At 60.1% G+C, this 17,079-nt stretch carries 17 protein-coding genes; 5 read left to right on the top strand and 12 right to left on the bottom strand.

Translation table 11 applies throughout. The features are described 5' to 3' along the window. From NA8A_RS22025 to NA8A_RS21995, 7 genes are all read right to left on the bottom strand, one after another. A partial coding sequence (locus tag NA8A_RS22025) for an NAD(P)-binding domain-containing protein (RefSeq protein WP_157174158.1) occupies window positions 1–569 on the bottom strand: 569 nt, incomplete at its 3' end. After that, on the bottom strand, window positions 566–1,030 hold the full coding sequence (gene lspA, locus NA8A_RS22020) for a signal peptidase II (protein WP_009452631.1): 465 nt from the start codon (window positions 1,028–1,030) through the stop codon (window positions 566–568). The genes lspA and NA8A_RS22025, both read right to left, overlap by 4 nt. 25 nt (window positions 1,031–1,055) lie before the next feature. Next, window positions 1,056–1,799: a cytochrome c biogenesis CcdA family protein gene (locus NA8A_RS22015; RefSeq protein WP_009452630.1), complete on the bottom strand. Its 744-nt coding sequence runs from the start codon at window positions 1,797–1,799 to the stop codon at window positions 1,056–1,058. Beyond that, entirely contained in the window at window positions 1,799–2,419 is a 621-nt protein-coding gene (locus tag NA8A_RS22010; RefSeq protein WP_009452629.1) for an SCO family protein, read from the bottom strand. The genes NA8A_RS22015 and NA8A_RS22010 overlap by 1 nt, the downstream gene beginning before the upstream one ends. Continuing rightward, a complete protein-coding gene (locus NA8A_RS22005; protein ID WP_009452628.1) occupies window positions 2,416–2,919 on the bottom strand; it encodes a copper chaperone PCu(A)C in 504 nt (167 codons plus the stop codon). The genes NA8A_RS22010 and NA8A_RS22005 overlap by 4 nt, the downstream gene beginning before the upstream one ends. Next, window positions 2,912–3,529, bottom strand: a complete 618-nt coding sequence (locus NA8A_RS22000) for a cation efflux transmembrane domain-containing protein (protein WP_018065776.1) — start codon at window positions 3,527–3,529, stop codon at window positions 2,912–2,914. The genes NA8A_RS22005 and NA8A_RS22000 overlap by 8 nt, the downstream gene beginning before the upstream one ends. Window positions 3,530–3,595: 66 nt before the next feature. After that, on the bottom strand, window positions 3,596–5,728 hold the full coding sequence (locus tag NA8A_RS21995; protein ID WP_040673348.1) for a heavy metal translocating P-type ATPase: 2,133 nt from the start codon (window positions 5,726–5,728) through the stop codon (window positions 3,596–3,598). Between the two features lie 185 nt (window positions 5,729–5,913). On the opposite strand from NA8A_RS21995, the gene NA8A_RS21990 reads away from it, so the two are divergent. From NA8A_RS21990 to NA8A_RS21980, 3 genes are all read left to right on the top strand, one after another. Next, the gene (locus tag NA8A_RS21990; RefSeq protein WP_009452625.1) at window positions 5,914–6,390 is read left to right on the top strand and encodes a disulfide bond formation protein B; all 477 of its coding nucleotides are present in this window, start codon (window positions 5,914–5,916) and stop codon (window positions 6,388–6,390) included. Continuing rightward, complete coding sequence (locus tag NA8A_RS21985; protein ID WP_009452624.1) at window positions 6,387–7,046, top strand: DsbA family protein; 660 nt, start codon at window positions 6,387–6,389, stop codon at window positions 7,044–7,046. The genes NA8A_RS21990 and NA8A_RS21985 overlap by 4 nt, the downstream gene beginning before the upstream one ends. 70 nt (window positions 7,047–7,116) lie before the next feature. Beyond that, on the top strand, window positions 7,117–7,521 hold the full coding sequence (locus tag NA8A_RS21980) for a MerR family transcriptional regulator (protein WP_009452623.1): 405 nt from the start codon (window positions 7,117–7,119) through the stop codon (window positions 7,519–7,521). A 142-nt stretch (window positions 7,522–7,663) separates the two neighbouring features. Here NA8A_RS21980 and NA8A_RS21975 read toward each other — a convergent pair whose 3' ends face one another. Beyond that, on the bottom strand, window positions 7,664–8,263 hold the full coding sequence (locus NA8A_RS21975) for a recombinase family protein (protein WP_009452622.1): 600 nt from the start codon (window positions 8,261–8,263) through the stop codon (window positions 7,664–7,666). Window positions 8,264–8,392: 129 nt separating this feature from the next. On the opposite strand from NA8A_RS21975, the gene NA8A_RS21970 reads away from it, so the two are divergent. Both NA8A_RS21970 and NA8A_RS21965 read left to right on the top strand, forming a co-directional pair. After that, window positions 8,393–11,356 carry a Tn3 family transposase gene (locus tag NA8A_RS21970; protein WP_009452621.1) on the top strand — a complete coding sequence of 988 codons (2,964 nt, stop codon included), beginning with the start codon at window positions 8,393–8,395 and terminating at the stop codon, window positions 11,354–11,356. A gap of 46 nt (window positions 11,357–11,402) precedes the next feature. Further along, window positions 11,403–12,086, top strand: a complete 684-nt coding sequence (locus NA8A_RS21965; protein ID WP_009452620.1) for an alanyl-tRNA editing protein — start codon at window positions 11,403–11,405, stop codon at window positions 12,084–12,086. A 7-nt stretch (window positions 12,087–12,093) separates the two neighbouring features. On the opposite strand, the gene NA8A_RS21960 is transcribed toward NA8A_RS21965, so the two are convergent. The 4 genes from NA8A_RS21960 to NA8A_RS21945 all read right to left on the bottom strand — a co-directional run bounded on the left by NA8A_RS21960 (window position 12,094) and on the right by NA8A_RS21945 (window position 17,077). Continuing rightward, a complete protein-coding gene (locus NA8A_RS21960; RefSeq protein ID WP_009452619.1) occupies window positions 12,094–12,591 on the bottom strand; it encodes a GntR family transcriptional regulator in 498 nt (165 codons plus the stop codon). A gap of 51 nt (window positions 12,592–12,642) precedes the next feature. Beyond that, entirely contained in the window at window positions 12,643–13,356 is a 714-nt protein-coding gene (locus NA8A_RS21955) for a GntR family transcriptional regulator (RefSeq protein WP_009452618.1), read from the bottom strand. 108 nt (window positions 13,357–13,464) lie between these two features. Further along, window positions 13,465–14,262, bottom strand: coding sequence for a heparan-alpha-glucosaminide N-acetyltransferase (locus NA8A_RS21950; protein WP_240532839.1), 798 nt, complete (start codon window positions 14,260–14,262; stop codon window positions 13,465–13,467). A 43-nt stretch (window positions 14,263–14,305) separates the two neighbouring features. Beyond that, window positions 14,306–17,077, bottom strand: coding sequence for a heavy metal translocating P-type ATPase (locus NA8A_RS21945; RefSeq protein ID WP_040673345.1), 2,772 nt, complete (start codon window positions 17,075–17,077; stop codon window positions 14,306–14,308). Window positions 17,078–17,079: the final 2 nt, after the last annotated feature.

Genomic DNA, 17,079 nt, shown 5'->3' with positions numbered 1-17,079 from the left:
CGTCCGCTTGCTCCATCTCCGACAATAAGGACCATGCCAAGCGGGAGATCACTGGGATTGTGATAACTTTCCGGTGTTAGTTGCTTGACTGCGCTGTCGAAGCCGGCAGCAATCGTTGGGATTATCGGTTTCTGAAACGCACCCGTCGCGACGATCACTGCCTTCGCTACTATGTACCTGCCATCGTCGAGTTGCGCGGCGAACCGCTCATCGGCCCGGCGTTCGAGCCGAGCCACACCATTTCCGGAATGCACCGGTAGGTCGAAATGGCTGGCGTAGGTTTCGAGATAATTCGCAAACTCGTCTCGCGTTGGATAGCCTTCTGGGTCCCCATCGAGCGCAAGACCAGGCAGCGAACTAAATGCGCGCGGAGTGAACAGGGTCAGGGAATCGTAGCGATGGCGCCAACTGTCGCCGACGCGGGCATGGCGATCGACGATTTGGAATGAAAGCTCTGGTCGGGCAAGATAATAGCCGGCTGCGAGTCCCGCTTGACCCGCGCCGATCACTAGAACGTCTATTTCCTCCGAACCATGGCTCACGGATAGCTGGCGAGGGCTTCTGTTCATGCAGCCTTTGCTTTGCCTTTTACCAGAATGCTCTCCATCAGCAAAAGCCCTACCCCACAGACAATCGCCACGTCGGCAAGATTGAAGGCGGGCCAATGATAGCTGCCGATGTAAAAATCCAGGAAATCCGTCACGGCACCCTGCCGGAGCCGGTCGAGCAGATTGCCGAGCGCCCCCCCAACCACGAGCCCGAGGGCGGATGCCGTCAGGCGGCTGTCGCTTCGATGGATCCAGATAAGGAGGCCGGCGACTATAGCGAGCGGGAACGCCATCAGGAGCCAAACCGGCGCCTGGCCGAACAATCCGAAGCTCACGCCGGTGTTAAAGCCGAGCACGAGATTAAAGAAGCCGGTGACGGGAATGACCTGAGGTGGATTCATAACATGGTCCATGACCCACCACTTCGTCGCCTGATCAATGAAAAACCCGCCAAGGGCGAGTGGAAGGCCGAGCCTGAGCATGTCCGAATGTCCTTTAAACTCCGGCTTAGCCGATCCGACCGAGGGCCGGGAACGTCTGGAGCAGCCATATTGCAAAGCTAGAGAGATGGCCGGTGATCATGGCGATGCCCATCACCACCATCACCCCACCAGCGACGATTTTGAGCACCCGGCCGGTGCGGCGCATCGACATCATCCGCGCCATGAACCCGCGCATGAATAAAGCCGCCAAGATGAAAGGGAGGCCAAGGCCCAGGGAATAGACGGCGAGCAGCGTCGTTCCGCTTGCAACCGTGGCGTTGGCAGCGGAGAGGGTCAGAATCGCACCTAGCACTGGTCCGATGCAGGGAGTCCAGCCGAACGCAAAAGCGAGACCCAGGAGATAAGCGGCCCCAGCGCTTCCGCTGCCCGGATTGGCATGGAACCGGGCTTCACGATTGAGCCAGGGCATTGGTACGAGGCCGGTCGTGAATAGGCCGAAGACGATAACGATCCCTCCGCCAATCAGGTTCGCTTCGAAAAGATACATGCGCAAGAGCCGGCTCAACACGGTGGCGCTGGCCCCAAGGATGACAAACACGGTCGTGAAGCCGAGCACGAAGCAGAGGCTGAGGCCGAGAGTTCGGCCCGCTGCCCTGAATTCTGTATCGGCCGCAATTCCGTCCGGGCTAATCGTGCGGCCTGCAACGTAGGAAATATAGCCCGGCACCAGCGGCAGAACGCAGGGCGACAGGAAGGATATAACGCCAGCGGCGAAAGCCGTCGCCATTCCGATACTGGAGAACTCCATCAGCCAATCTCGCCCACTAGACGGCGGAGCTTCTGCAAGCGAATCTCACGCGGCTCGTGCATGTCGAGCGTGCCGACGAATTGGCTCTCGGCATCCATCATGTAGACGCCTGCGGTGTGATCCATCGTGTATTCGCCCCCCTCCAGAGGCACTTTTCGCGCGTAGGCCGCAAAGGCCTTCACCACGGCGTCCGTTTCCTGTCGATTTCCCCGCAATGCGAGGATGCGATCATCAAAGGCTGTCATGTATTGAGCCAGCAGCTCTTGGCTGTCTCGTTCGGGATCGACGGTGAAGAACAGTACGTTGAACTGGTCGGCCACCGGCCCGAGCTCGTTCATGAGATCGCTGAGTTCGTAGAGCGTCGTCGGACACACATCGGGACAATGGGTGAAGCCGAAGAAGGCGAGATAAGGCTTTCCAGCAAGCGCGGCATTGTCGATCGTCCCGCCTTGATGCGATGTGAGCTGGAACGGGCCGCCGATAGCTGCGATGCCTGTCGAAGACGCGACCGCCGCATTTTGCTGCTGCCAAGGCTTGGACACTGACAAGCCGATGAAAAGCCCACCGACAGCGGCGACGGCAACCCATGCAACAAGACGGAAAAGTTTGACGCCGCTCATTGGACAGCCTCTCCGTGCCCGTCATGTTCGTTCGCAAATTCCGGACGAGCACCCATGTTCTGCACAGCGAACTCAACGTCGATGGTACCGGCCTGCTCGAACACCAGTGTTGCGGCAAACCGCTCCCCTTCCTTCAAAGGACGCGATGGCTTCAAAAACATGATGTGTATACCGCCAGGTTGAAGTTCGACCGTCTTGCCAGCCCCAATTTCGATGCCATTTTGCACCGGCCTCATGCTGGCAACCCCGTCGATCACGGTCGACTCGTGGATTTCCGCCCGTTCTGACAGAGGTGATGAGATCGAAACCAGACGGTCGGCCATACCGCCATCGTTCGTTAGCGTCAGATAGCCGCCGGCTACCGGCGCGACCGGCGGAGTCGCGCGCGACCACGGATGATTGATGGTGATCGAACCGGCTTGGAAGTCGTGACCAACGGCAGGAGAGATCAATACCGCAAGGGTAAGGAAGGCGGCGGATAGGGCTCGTGAACTAATCATGTTGATTAACTTTCTCTCCAGCTTCCCCGGCCTTTTCAAGAATTTCCAAGCCGCTTCTGACAACGACAACAACCACGCCCAGGCCGATGATCAGATCCGGGTAGGGCGAATTGAAAAGGATTACGGCCAGACCCGAAAGCGCGATGGCTGAGTTCACGAGCATGTCGTTTGTCGTGAAAATCCATGAGGCTTGCAGATGCACGCCGCCTTCCCGATGAGAATTCAGGAACCACATGCAGATCATATTCGTAAGCGCGCTCGCGATTGCCACGGCAATCATGACCGGCCCTATCGGATCGGAGCCAGTGAAGAAGCGACGACCGACTTCAAATAGAAGAAGACCAGCGAAAACCATCAGAAGGATACCCGACAGCCGGGCAACTCGAACCTTCGCCGCCAAACCGCGACCTACGACGAAAAGGCTAATAGCGTAGACACCGGCATCGCCAAGATTATCGAGTGCAGAGCCCATCAATCCTGTTGACTGAGCCCACCACCCTAATCCCCCCACAATGGCTGCCTGGGCCGTATTGATCGCAAGCACCCATGCGAGCGCCCATTGTTCGCTCTTCTCGGATGAAGTGGCACTGCCCTTGGACTGATTACTCATAAATTACACCTCGGCTTTCTTGGCGAGAAGTGGAAGCCGCGACCTGCCTTCGCGCACTGCTTGGGCTCATTTGTCGCGGGTGCCGCGCCAGGTCAGCAGGCGCAGCGCATTGGCTGTAACGAGGACCGTAGCGCCCGTATCGGCGAGAATCGCCATCCAGAGCGTGGTAATGCCGAATAGAGTCGTCACGAGGAAGACGGCCTTCAGACCAAGCGCTATGGCGATATTTTGCCAAATATTGCCGAGTGTCGCCTGTGACAACCCGATGAGATCGGCAACACCCGTCACCCGGTTTCTGAGCAGCGCGGCATCTGCGGTCTCCAGAGCAACGTCGGTGCCTGCACCCATGGCAACGCCAACGGAAGCGGCTGCGAGCGCCGGCGCGTCATTGATACCGTCTCCCACCATGGCGATCGGGCCATTAGCTTTGAGGCGACCGATCTCGGCGAGCTTGGCGTCGGGCAACAATTCGGCGCTTGCCTCAAGGCCAAGATGGGCCGCAATGGCGTCGGCCGTGCGCTTGTTGTCGCCGGTCAGCATCAGTGGCCGCACACCTCGATCTGTCAGCCGCTTCACACCTTCGATAGCGTCGTCGCGCGGTTCGTCGCGCAACGCGATCAATCCCTCGATGGTCTTGCCCTTTATAAGCACGACGACCGTCTTGCCCTGGCTCTCCAGTGTGGTGATCGTCTCGGCAATGTTCTCTTCGAGGGCAGCCTGTTCGGCGGCATGACGGGGAGACCCGACCGAAGCGAAGCCGTCCTTCAACCGCGCTGTGACCGCTTTGCCGGGTGTGGCAACGCCGCCCCCGAAGGTGACGGGCAGTTCGAGCCCCCGCACTTTTGCCGCCTCCACGATTGCAACCCCGAGAGGATGGCTGGTGCTGCGCTCGACGGCCGCTGCAATGGCAAGGACGGCGTTCTCGTCCCCATTGATCGGCACAATGTCCGTCACCTGGGGATGGCCACGCGTCAGCGTTCCTGTCTTGTCGAAGGCAACAGTTACGACCTTACCGAGTATTTCCAGTGCCGCGCCCCCCTTAATCAGCAATCCCTGACGCGCGCCGGCGGCAAGACCCGAGGCAATAGCCGCCGGCGTGGAAATCACGAGCGCGCAGGGGCAAGCAATCAGCAACGTCGCAAGACCCCGATATACCCATGTCATCCAGTCACCGCCGAAGGCGAGCGGCGGCACCACGACGATCAGAGCCGCGACGACCATAGCGCCAGGCGTATACCAGCGGCTGAAACGGTCGATCATACGCGCCGTCGGGGCCTTTGATTCCTGAGCTTCCTCGACCATGTGGATGATGCGGGCAATGGTATTGTCGGCCGCGACATGACTGATCGACACTCGCAACTCGCCATTTGCATTGATGCTGCCGGCATAGACGTTTGCGCCGGCTTCTTTAAGCACGGGCATGGATTCGCCTGTCACGGGCGCCTCATCGACCTCAGATGCACCATCAATCACCGTGCCGTCAGACGGCACACGGTCCCCAGGCCGAACAACGACGACATCACCAATAGCCAACTCTTCGGCAGCGACCTGCTCAATGACACCATCACGCTCGCGGAACGCGACCCGGGGCACGAGATCGATCAGCGCTTCAATGCCTGCCCGCGCACGGCCTGCCGCCACGGTTTCAAGCAGCTCGCCCACTGCGAACAGGAAGATCACGACAGCAGCTTCTTCGGCCTCGCCGATGGCGACCGCGCCGAGTGCCGCGACCGTCATCAACGTCTCGATGGTGAAGGGTGAGCCGGACATCGCACCGGCGACCGCCCGCCGCGCGAACGGGATAACGCTGATCAGGGCCGCACCTGAATAGAGCCATTGCTCCCAATCCGGCAGGATACGCGCAATGGCGAAGGCAAGCATGAACAGTGCGCCGGTCAGCAGTACAAGCCGACCCTTGCTGCCTTTCCACCACGCCTCTGTGATGCGCTTCCGAGGCGGACCCCCCTTCGTCTCAGCCTGCTCGATCACTGGCGTGTACCCGAGCGCTCGGATCTTTTGCTCAATAGTGCCGAGGGCCGTCCGGTCTTCATCGAGTTGCAATGCTAGCGTCTCGTTGGCGTAGCTGACATTGATGTCGCTAACGCCCGGCAGGCGTTGCATCGCCGTCTCGATTTTCAATGCGCACGAGGCGCAGTCCATGCCTTCTATACGCAGTCTGTAAGGGCTCGCTGCCGCCATGGTGTCACCTCGATGGTTTAATGTGACACCGCAGATAGACCCTGTAGCAACTATAGGGTCAAGAGTGGACTTCGTTTATTTGATTTCGCGCTGCGATCCACGTGCAAATTCGCGGTACAACTTCATTAAGGAGCCTTGACCCTGTAGTGGGTACAGGGTGCAGAAATAGTTGAATGCAAAGGTAAATGGAGCGAAGCGAAACGATGGCGAAAGGGAGTGCTATGACCACCGGGGCGGGCACGACTGCAAATACCTGGGCGTTCGTCTTCTCGGCATGGCTCATTGCGCTTGCCGCCTCGCTCAGCGCTCTCTTCATTGGTGAGGTCATGGGACAGACGCCGTGCAATCTGTGCTGGCATCAGCGCGCTTTCATGTTTCCGCTGGCGGTCATTCTGGCTGTCGCTAGCTTTCGAGGTGATGCCAGCGTTTCCCGGTACGGACTTCCACTGGCTGCCCTAGGTGCCGCCATCGCTGCATTCCACTCCCTCCTTTATGCGAGGATCCTTCCAGCAGCCATCGAGCCTTGTACACAAGACGGCCCGTCATGTTCTGGCGTCGAGATGACGGTCCTTGGCATTTTGCCGCTCCCTTACCTATCGCTCGCCGCCTTTGGGAGCATCGCTCTTCTTCTCGTTCTCGCGCACCGGAGACGTTCAACATGACCAGACGGTCCATCGTACTTCTCACTGGCCTTGTCGCACTGATTGTCTTTGCAGGCGGTGCCTTTATCTACGACCGGTACGACGGCCTCTCGGCACAGCCCGTTGCACCGGCGCAAGGTGATGCGTTGGTCAGGGCGCATTCACCCGTAATCGGCCCAGCGGATGCGCCGGTGACGATCGTGGAATTCTTTGATCCGTCCTGCGAGGCGTGCCGAGCTTTCTATCCAGCCGTTAAGCAGATCATGGCGAATTTCCCTGCCGAGACGCGCCTGGTCATCCGATACGCGCCCTTCCATGACGGATCTGACGAAGCCGTCAGGATTCTGGAAACAGCCCGTCTTCAGGACAGATACGAACCGATACTGGAAGCCCTGCTGGCGCGACAGCCGGAATGGGCCGTGCATGGTGCACCCGATCTCGAGAAAGCCTGGGAAATCGTGGCGGCGGCTGGGTTGGATGTTGAGCAGGCACGGCGTGAGATGTCCTCGGCCGAGATTGACGCCGTTCTTGAGCAGGATATGGCCGATGTTCAGAGCAATAATGTGCGCCAGACACCGACCTTTTTCGTGAATGGCAGGCCGCTGGAATCCTTCGGACCGCAGCAACTCCACGACCTGGTGCGTGAAGAGGTGGAGAGCGCCAGAGCGGCGCACTAGGCGAGCCATCGAGATCGACAAACGTCCAAATAGAACCTACATGACCCTGTATACGCTATAGGGTCATAAAATGAACTCTTCAATTCTGACGATCGGTCATCTTGCAAGGCAAACCGGTACCAAGGTCGAAACGATCCGCTTTTACGAGAAGAACGGTCTACTGCCCGAGCCCTCGCGTACCGAAGGCAATTATCGGGCGTACGAGCCAGACCATCTGAACCGGCTGAGCTTTATCCGCCGGGCACGTGACCTGGGCTTCTCGCTCGACCAGATCAGAGCGCTTCTCACGCTATCCGACAATCGCGGACAATCCTGCGCAGCAGTTGATGCCATCGCTAGCGAACATCGTGCAGAGGTCGAAAAGAAGATCACTGATCTCATGGCGCTCAAGGCCGAACTCGACAGAATGATCGACCAGTGCGAGTGCGGCATCGTCGACGATTGCCGGATCATTGAAACCCTGTCGCCGAAATGATCGGAGGTCCATGCAGCTTTGCCGACGATCCATGTCTTGATCGACTGCAATTGGTAGGTCGTTCGACATCTTCCGCTTGGAAGGGTTGGCTGCTGAAAGCGGCCTTTCCGCTTTCCACCCCATGGAGGTCATCGGATCCAAGTCATGCCAAGGCCTCATGGGCTTCCCGCTGACGATATTCGGCAACGATTCTTGAGACGGTTGGCTCGCTCACGTCATAGAGCCGCGCCATCTCGGCGCCGGACTTGCGCCCCGCAACAACGGATTCGGCGATCTCACGCCGTTTCTTATCGTCAAGTTTGCGCCGCCGACCACCGAGCCGCCCTTCCAACCGCGCCTGCGCTAGCCCTGCGCTAGTCCGCTCGCGGATCATGGCGCGCTCGAACTCGGCGAATGAGCCGACCATCTGCATCATCATGCGGCCTGCCGGTGTCGTCGTGTCGATCGCTTCGGTCAGCGACCGGAAGCCGGCCCCCGCCGCTTCGATCTTTTCCATCAAGTGCAGCAGGTCTTTCAGGCTTCGCGAAAGCCGGTCGAGCTTCCAGACAACAACGACATCGCCATCCCGTAGCTGGCCGATCATCTCCTGGAGCCTCGGCCGGTCCCATCGCCCGCCGCTGGCGGATTCTTCGAAGACGCGTTTACAACCCGCTGCCGTCAGCGCGCGCAACTGTGCTGCGTTCGACTGGTCGTCCCCCTTCGACACGCGAGCATAGCCGATCAAATAAGGTGCGGTGCTCAATTCGATCCTTTCACAAACGGCCGTCTACGGAAGCAGGATGACCATGACCGCAAATCAAGGCTCAATGCCTTTCACAATCCTCTTGCAAAACTGTATCAAAAGGCAAGTGATTTTTGAAAGGGATAACCGATGCCAGCACGCATTTACATGACCGGCCCTCAGCGCGACGCTTTGTTGGCGCTGCCCGAAGACGAGACGACGGTCGTCCGCCATCACAGTCTGGACGTAAACGACCTAGCTGCCATCAACAGCGCCCGCACGCCTGAGACCCGGCTTGGCTATGCTTTGCAGCTTTGCTGTCTGCGTTATCCGGGGAGGCATCTCCGACGCGGCGAATTGCTGCCCGCTGTCATGCTCGACCATATCGCTGAGCAGATCGGGATCGATGCAGAAGTGATCGGCGGTTTCGCACGACGGACGCCCACACGCTACGATCAGCTTCTCGCGATCAAGGCGCGTTTCGGGTTCACCGACCTCACCAAGCCGATGCGCGCAACGCTTCGAGCGTGGCTGGAAGCCGAAGCTGTCGGCCTGACCAACGGACGCGTCTTGTTGGGCAACTTCCTCGACGAACTGCGCTTCCGTAAGATAGTCATTTCCGGAATCACCGTGGTCGAGCGCATGGCCGCCGAAGCGATGCACGCGGCCGAAAACCGGATCATCGCCGACATCGACAATCGTCTCGATCCGGCCACCCATAGCCGACTTGACGCGCTTATCGCCGAGAAAACGCACGATAGGCAAAGCCGATTTTCCTGGCTACGGGAACCCACCCCGCGCGTCGCCTCTGCCTCGCTCGTCGGTATTCTTGACAAGATCGCACTGGTTCGCGGCATCAGGACGCCCGCCATCGATAGACGATACGAACCCCGAATGGAGCAATTTGCGCGCGAAGGGGTCCGCTACACCGCGCAGGCATTCCAGCAGATGGGGTCGGCGCGGCGGCATGTTATTCTTGTGGCGACGCTGCGCGAGTTTGAGGCCACGCTGACTGACACAGCTATCGGTATGTTCGACTCGCTCATCGGGCGAGCGCATCTGCGTGCCCGCAAACGCCTTGAACAGACGGTTGCCGCTTCTGCCGACCAGGGCCGCGACCGATTAATCCGTGTCGCCGACGTGCTTGAGGCGGTCAGCAAAGCCGCACGCGCCGGCGGCGATATTGCAGCAGCGGTCGCAGCGGTCGCCTCGCTCGATACGATCGATGCCGACGCTGCTCTTCTCCGGCGAACCACGAGGCCGGGACGAGATAATGCCATCAGTGAAATCGGGCCAGAATATCGGACGTTCAAGCGGGCGGGGCCGCGCTTCCTGAAAGCGTTCACGTTCGAGGGTCGCAAGGGTACCGCGCCGCTCCGTGCAGCGATGGCGATCCTGGCCGAACTCGATGGCGACTGGCGCACGGCGCTCCCTGATGGCTTGCCGCTCGGGCATATCGAGCGGCGATGGCAGCGCTATGTCGTCACGGACGACAAGATCGACCGAACCCATTGGGAGCTGGCGACCTATTCCGCGTTGGCTGGAGCACTGGCGGCGGGCGACATCTGGGTGCCAACCTCCCGACTGCACCGCTCTCTGGAAACGCTGCTTTCACCGAGTACGGATCCGGTCCCGGCACAGGTCTCCGATATTCCTGATCCTCATGTGTGGCTCGATGCCCGCGCGGCCGAACTGGATACTGCGCTGCTCAAGGTATCAGGGGGGCTGACCAGCGGCGATCCCGCGCTGTTTTCCGGTGACCGACTGCGGTTTCCGAAAGAGCCGAAAACCGATCTTGCCGAACGCGACGATGGCAGACAGTTCGTCCGGACCTGCTACAATCTCGTGCCGACGACGCGCATCACCGATGTTTTGTCTCAGGTCGAACGTTGGACCGGTTTCACCAGCCATTTCGGTCATGTCTCGACCGGGTTGCCGCCCAGCGATGAACGATCCTTTCTCGCAGCTATGATTGCGGAAGCGACGAACCTCGGCCTGTCACGGATGGCTGAGGTCTGCGGCGTGGCATCGCGGCGCACGCTCCTGCGCATGCAGACGTGGCACATGCGTGAAGAGACGTTTCGCGCCGCGCTCGGCTGTCTGACCGACGCCATACAGGCCGAACCAATGGCGGCCTGGTTCGGTGAGGGCTGGCGCGCCTCTGCCGATGGGCAGGCTTATTATCTTGGTGGCGCCGGGGAGGCTGGCGGTCAGGTCAACGCGCATTACGGCCGCGACCCGATCGTCAAAATCTACACCACCATCACCGACCGCTACGCACCGCTCCATCAAACCGTGATCGCGGGCACTGCCGGCGAAGCGATCCATGCCCTCGACGGCATTCTCGGCCACGAAAGCAACGCCAACCTTTCCGCGCTGCACGTCGATGGCGGCGGCGTCTCCGATATCGTGTTTGCGGTCATGGACCTGCTCGGGCTTGATTTTGAGCCACGTATTCCGCGCCTCTCCGATCGCCGCCTCTATTCCTTCGAGCCGCCCAAGCGTTACGGACGCCTCGCGCCGCTGTTCGGGAACAGGCTCAACCGCGATCTGATCGTCAATCACTGGCCCGACATTCATCGCGTCATTAGGGCGATGCGCGACCGAACCATCACCCCATCGCTGATCCTGAAAAAGCTCTCAGCCTACCGGCAACAAAACAGCCTTGCCGCTGCCCTTCGCGAGGTCGGCCGTATCGAGCGCACACTCTTCACATTGCGATGGTTCAAGGATCCGGCGCTTCGCCAGCTTGTCACGGGTGAACTCAATAAGGGCGAAGCGCGAAACAGTCTGGCGCGCGCGGTTGCGTTCCACCGGCTCGGCCGCTTCCGGGATCGCGGTATCGAAAATCAGCAAATGCGAGCGGCAGCACTCAATCTCGTCACCGCCGCAATCATCCTGTTCAACTGCCGCTATCTCGACCGCGCCGTGAGTGAACTTGGAAGTCGCGGAGTGAAAATTGATCCCGCTCTACTCTCGCAGCTTTCACCTTTGGGCTGGGACCGGATCAACCTCACCGGCGATTATGTCTGGTCAGACGGCATTGAACTCGATGCCGACGGACTCATGCCCCTTCGAATCCCCGATAGCTACCGTGAATCTATGTCCCGATAATGCACAGAGGCCCTATAGGACTGACACTGTTGCGAGGGTTCTCGACATGCGTGGCGACATCCTCGTCGTCGACCGGACCGTCTATTATCCTGGGATCGGCGTTTCGTCGCCTGATTGCGGGTCTCTGCTTCTCGACGACGGAACACGACTTGGCGTTCTTGGTGGCGTCTGGCTCGAGCATGGGAGGCTGGGCCATCGTGTTGACATCAATGCTGGCCGCTTAGCGATTGGCGACGAGGTGACCGTGAAGGTCGACTCGATGCAGCGCTATCTGCGCATGAGAACGCACACCGCGCTGCACATCATCGCGCTCGCTTTCCCGTTCGCCATCGTTGGGGGCCAGGTGGGGCCGGGGCGTGGCCACATTGATTTCAAGGTCGATCACACGGCCATGAGCACTACCTTGCTGCAGCATCAGGTTCACAGGCTGGCGACACAGGACCTGCCAGTCGATGTCGGCTGGCGCGAACCGACCAAATTGGCCAGCGATGAACGGGTGGAACAGTTCACGTGGCCCCAGGCCCGCGACGCCATTCGTGTTGTCGGCCTCGGCAATTTCGAGGTTCAAGCCTGCGACGGGCTCCACGTACGCAACACATCCGAAATCGGGAATGTTACGATCAACGGAATTGTCCCGATGGGTAACGACCAGGTGCGGGTGAAGATGTCGTTGACGGAAATGGAGTCGTTCCCGTTTCTCGCCCATGCCTCCCCGCACCCATCGACATAGGCCGACATTAGGCGATCTCGGCTTGGCGCTGCGAAATTCTCGGCACGATTGCATCGGCGAGATCGAAGCGTCGGAGGTGGCAGTGTTGAAGAACAGCAAGTGCCGCGTCGACATCCTGCGCGAAGAGCGCATTCACTAGGTTGGCCAGTTGATCAAGAATGTCACTTGCTGCTTCAGGGATCGTCAACTCGTGCTCCCGGAATCTGCGCGAGACCTCGTTGAATCGCCAAATCTCTTCGAGTAGCTTCCGATTTTGGGAGAGGGCAGTGATCCTGTCTGCGAGATGCTCCTGAAAGATGGCCACCTCAAGCACGAAATCTGCGGATTCCGGCAACGAGGTGCCCGGACCCCAGCATTGGATAACGCGGGGGATCTTTAATCCGGACAAAGTGAAACCGGCAATATTCTCGCGAATACTGTATTCCAAGATGGCACGTGCCATTCCAAACTCGTCGCGCATAGCATTGGCTGCACTAGCCGGGCTGTGGTCAATCAAGGTGTTCATCGCTGTTTTCGGGTGCCCGTTTGTCTATTGATATCCATCCTTGCATCGCCGCTACTGAGTGAAGATATCAACGGCCTCGAGGGCGTAAAGGTTTCCTTTCCGGACGAGATCAGGGATAAATTCCCTCTTCCGCTCGTATTGCTCTTCAAGGTTGCGAAGTGCATCGTTGATGCTGCCTTTGTCGAGAGCGGCAAGAAATTCCGTCATTGCGGCAATCGTCTCGTGGAGCCTCGCCTCGTTCTTCATGTCGAGCTGCCGAATGAAAGTCGTTCGGTCATTGAATTCCAGCATCAGGCGTACCATCCGCAGATTGTCGGTCAAGCCGGCGATACGCTCATAGACTGCTTCGATCGCGAGTGCTGCAGCTCCAGCACTGTCGGATGCGGGCTGCCTGATAGCCAGGTCGAGCTCGACCAATCGCAATCCTCTTGCCGAGAACTGGAACACGCCGTTTTGCAGGCAATATTGTGCGATCATGAATGCTGTTTCGTAGTCGGCGGAAACCTCGTTGACGGTCAAGGGTCGGGTCATGTAGCTCCGGCTGCCATCCTTCGCGATGATCCCTTCATTCGCGAGCAGGATGAGGGCTTCGCGTACTGGCGTGATGCTGACCCCAAATCGGTCAGCGATGTTCTTCATCTCCAGGGAGGTGCGTGGCGGCAGCTTCTGCATGACGATAAGCGATTTGAGGCGGCCATAGACCTGTCCCGTCTTGTTTACCTGTCCGTTCTCCGAGCTTGGCGCGTCTGGCAGGTCCTCATGCATCCAAGGTCACTCCTCCCTGAATATGCGGCTCGCTATGGCTGCTTCTCGCCAATGTTGTTCGTGGGAACTGGTTCGGACAGGAGATTGTCCCGTCACACGAAGTAGTCATCAATTCGAAAGAGCCCACGAAAGAGGAATGATGAAAGCCAGGAGAAGCGGCTGGTGCAGAAGGTAGATCGGCAGGCTCTGTTTCCCCATCCAGATCAATGCGGCAGCCGATCCGCCTCGGGGAGGGGCCTTCGAGGAAGGACTTCGATTGGAGCCAAGTCGGAGCAGCTTCGCCGTAGCCATGCCGAAAAGCGTTATACCGACCCACGGGAAAACGGGAACAAAGTCGTTGCTGGGGAGTGGGTTCTCGGCGAATCCGATCCAGGCCAGCCATCGTGTGTCGAAAACCGGCGATTGAACGAAGAATGGAAGCAGCACAACAGCAACCGCGGCACCCAGGCAAAGTGGAGCGCCGGCGCGCAGGAATGCTGCGCCGACAAGCGTGGCGGCCGCGATTGCGTGCAAGATCCCGAAATAGATGAAGCTCTCGGGAAAGACGAACCAGGTAACGACAGTGATGGCGCCGGCGGCGACCACTATGGTCAGAAGCCGGCGGGCAAACGCCCCCTTATCCACGGCAGCATGGTGGGCGAGGACGAGGCTGATCCCGACGAGAAACATGAACGTCCCGGCAAGGCTTCGCCCGAAAGCCAGCCAGGCCGGGTGCCGGGCCACTCCGCTGATGATCCCGGTGAACTCCAGATCCCAGACGATATGGAAAAGAACGACCCCTGCGATCGCGAGACCGCGCGCGATGTCGACCGCTGCGATGCGCTGACCGTGAGCCAATGCGGTCACCTCACCCGGACCGACGCGTTGCCGACCGACAGCACGGCCGCCGGGGCAGTCAGACCGCATGATCGCGACATCGCACTCGCTAGGGTCTCCGAATGCCGCGCCCTCATGCGTCGCGCAGTCCCTTCCAGGCCAGCAGCCGCATCGCATTGGCCGTGACCAGCACCGTCGCGCCGGTGTCGGCCAGGATGGCGGGCCAAAGCCCGGTGATGCCGAGAACCGTAGTCACCAGGAACACCACCTTCAGGCCAAGTGAAAGCGTGATATTCTGGAGGATGTTGCGCATTGTGAGACGCGACAGCAAGATCATGTTGGCGACGTCCCTGACGCGGCCATGCAGGACGGCGGCATCAGCCGTTTCCAGCGCCACGTCCGTACCGCTGCCCATGGCGATGCCGATGTCGGCGGCGGCGAGCGCTGGCGCATCATTAATCCCGTCGCCGACCTTGGCCACGAACTTTCCTGTGCCGCGAAGCTCACCGACAATCTTCTGCTTGTCCTGCGGCATCAACTCGGCGCGGGCCTCCATGCCGAGCGAGGCCGCGATGGCTTCAGCGGTGCGCCGGTTGTCGCCGGTCAGCATCACAGTGCCGGCCCCGAGATCGTGAAGGGCGGCTATGCCGGTTTTTGCATCGTCCCGCGGTTCGTCGCGAATGGCGAACAGACCCGCCACCTCGTCGCCCGCAAGCAGCACCGAAACCGTCTTGCCTTCGTCGTTCAGTGCGGCAATGCGGGATTGCAGTTCCGCGTCGAGCGAAACCTCCTCGGCTGCGGCTTTCGGAGACGCCAGGAACAGCTTGACGCCATCCACCGTGCCGGTAACGCCCTTGCCGCCGATGGCGCCGGCATTGCTGGCCGCGACGATCGTGACGTCCTCGGCTTCCGCTCTGGCAAGGATCGCAGTCGCCAGCGGATGGCTCGATCCGGCCTCAAGCGCGGCGGCAAGCCGCAGCACTTCGCGTTCGTCACGCGAGATGCCGACAATATCGGTGACCTTCGGCTTGCCTTCCGTCAAGGTTCCCGTCTTGTCGAGCGCGACGTAATCGACCTTGCCGAGATTTTCCAGCACCGCCCCGCCCTTCATGAGCAGGCCCCGGCGCGCGCCCGCGGAAAGAGCCGCGGCAATCGCTGCAGGCGTTGAAATGACGAGCGCGCAGGGGCAGCCGATCAGCAGCACCGCAAGGCCGCGATAGATCCAGGTGTTCCATTCCGCACCGGCAAGAAGCGGCGGCAGGATCGCGATCAGGGCGGCCACGACCATCACCGCCGGCGTGTAGTATTTAGAGAAGCGGTCGATAAACCGTTCGGTGGGAGCCTTCGACTCCTGAGCCTCCTCGACCAGGGCGATGATCCGCGAGATGGTGTTGTCCTCGGCGGCGGCGGTCACGCGAACCCTGAGCACGCCTTCCTGATTCACCGTGCCCGCAAAAACCTTGTCTCCCGGTTCCTTGCGCTTGGGCACCGACTCGCCGGTTACCGGCGCCTCGTCGACCGCGCTTTCGCCGGAAATGACGTCTCCGTCCGCCGGCACCCGGTCACCGGGCCGCACAAGCACCACCGCGTCGATAGACAGGCTCTCCGCCGGAACTGTCTGCGTCGTGCCATCGCGCTCCAGCAAGGCCGTTTTCGGCATCAGTGTCGCCAATGCCCGGATGCTGGCGCGGGCACGGCCCGTTGCGATGCCTTCGAGCAGCTCGCCGACAAGGAACAGGAAAACCACGACCGCCGCCTCTTCGGCCGCGTCGATGATGACAGCCCCGACCGCGGCGACCGTCATCAATGTCTCGATGGTGAACGGACTTCCATTGACCGCGCCGAACAGGGCACGCCGGGAGATCGGGATCAGCCCGACCGCCATGGCGGCGATGAAGCCCCAGGGCTGCGTTTGCGGGAACAATTTGGACAGCACGAAGGCGACAGCCAGCGCAATGCCGCAGACGACAGTCAATTGCGCCTTGGATGTTTTCCACCATGGTCCATCCTGGGGACCGTGATCATGGCCATGCATGCCTTCCAGCGCGTCAGGGGTTCCGGCACCACTGCCGCCCGCCTTTGAATCCTGCTCGTGACGGCAATCCGGGCCGTGGACATGATCCGCAGCCGGAGAGCCTGACTTCTGGCCGGAAGCCGGAATCGGCACGGCCTTGTAGCCAAGGCTGGTGACTTTGCGGGCGAGACCTTCAATGTCGGCATTGCTTTCATGCGTAACGGTCATGGTCCCGGCGACCACCGAAACCTTCACGTCGGTAACATCCGGCATTCGACGCACTGCGGTGTCGATCTTGGCCGCGCAGCTCGCGCAATCCATGCCGGCGACGCGAAAGCGGGTCTGATGCGCGCCTGCCGACGTAGTCTCCTCGATAAAACTACTCGCAGCGCGATCTTCGCCTGAATGACTGTCCCCCGCGTGATCGCGATCAGCATGGTCGTGCTTGCAGTCCGCACCATGAACATGTGCGGAATGATCGTGCCTCGTATGATCGTGATCGCCGTGGTCATGGGGAGGATGATCATGGTTGCATTTCGGCCCATGCGCATGACCGGCATGGTCATGACCCGAATGATCGTGATCGACGTGCTCGTGATCATGGTCCGCATGGTTGGATTTTCGGCCTTGACCGTGGGCGGTCTCCGCAGCCTTCGACTTCTTCACCGCACCAAGGCGTGTGGCCTTATAGCCTAGCCGGTTGACCTTTTGGGCCAGTGTGTCGAGATCGAGCTTGTCTCCGTGTTCAACGCTCACGGTGCCAGCAACAACCGACACGTTCACATCTGTGACATCCGGTATTCGTCGGACCGCTTTGTCGATCTTGGCGGCGCAACTTGCGCAATCCATGCCTTCAACCCGAAAGCGGGTGCGGCGTGCTGCAGCGTTCATCT

The organism is Nitratireductor indicus C115 (genome assembly GCF_000300515.1).
In the GTDB taxonomy this organism is placed as follows: Bacteria; Pseudomonadota; Alphaproteobacteria; order Rhizobiales; family Rhizobiaceae; genus Nitratireductor; species Nitratireductor indicus.
This window is presented reverse-complemented; position numbering and strand designations above follow the sequence as displayed.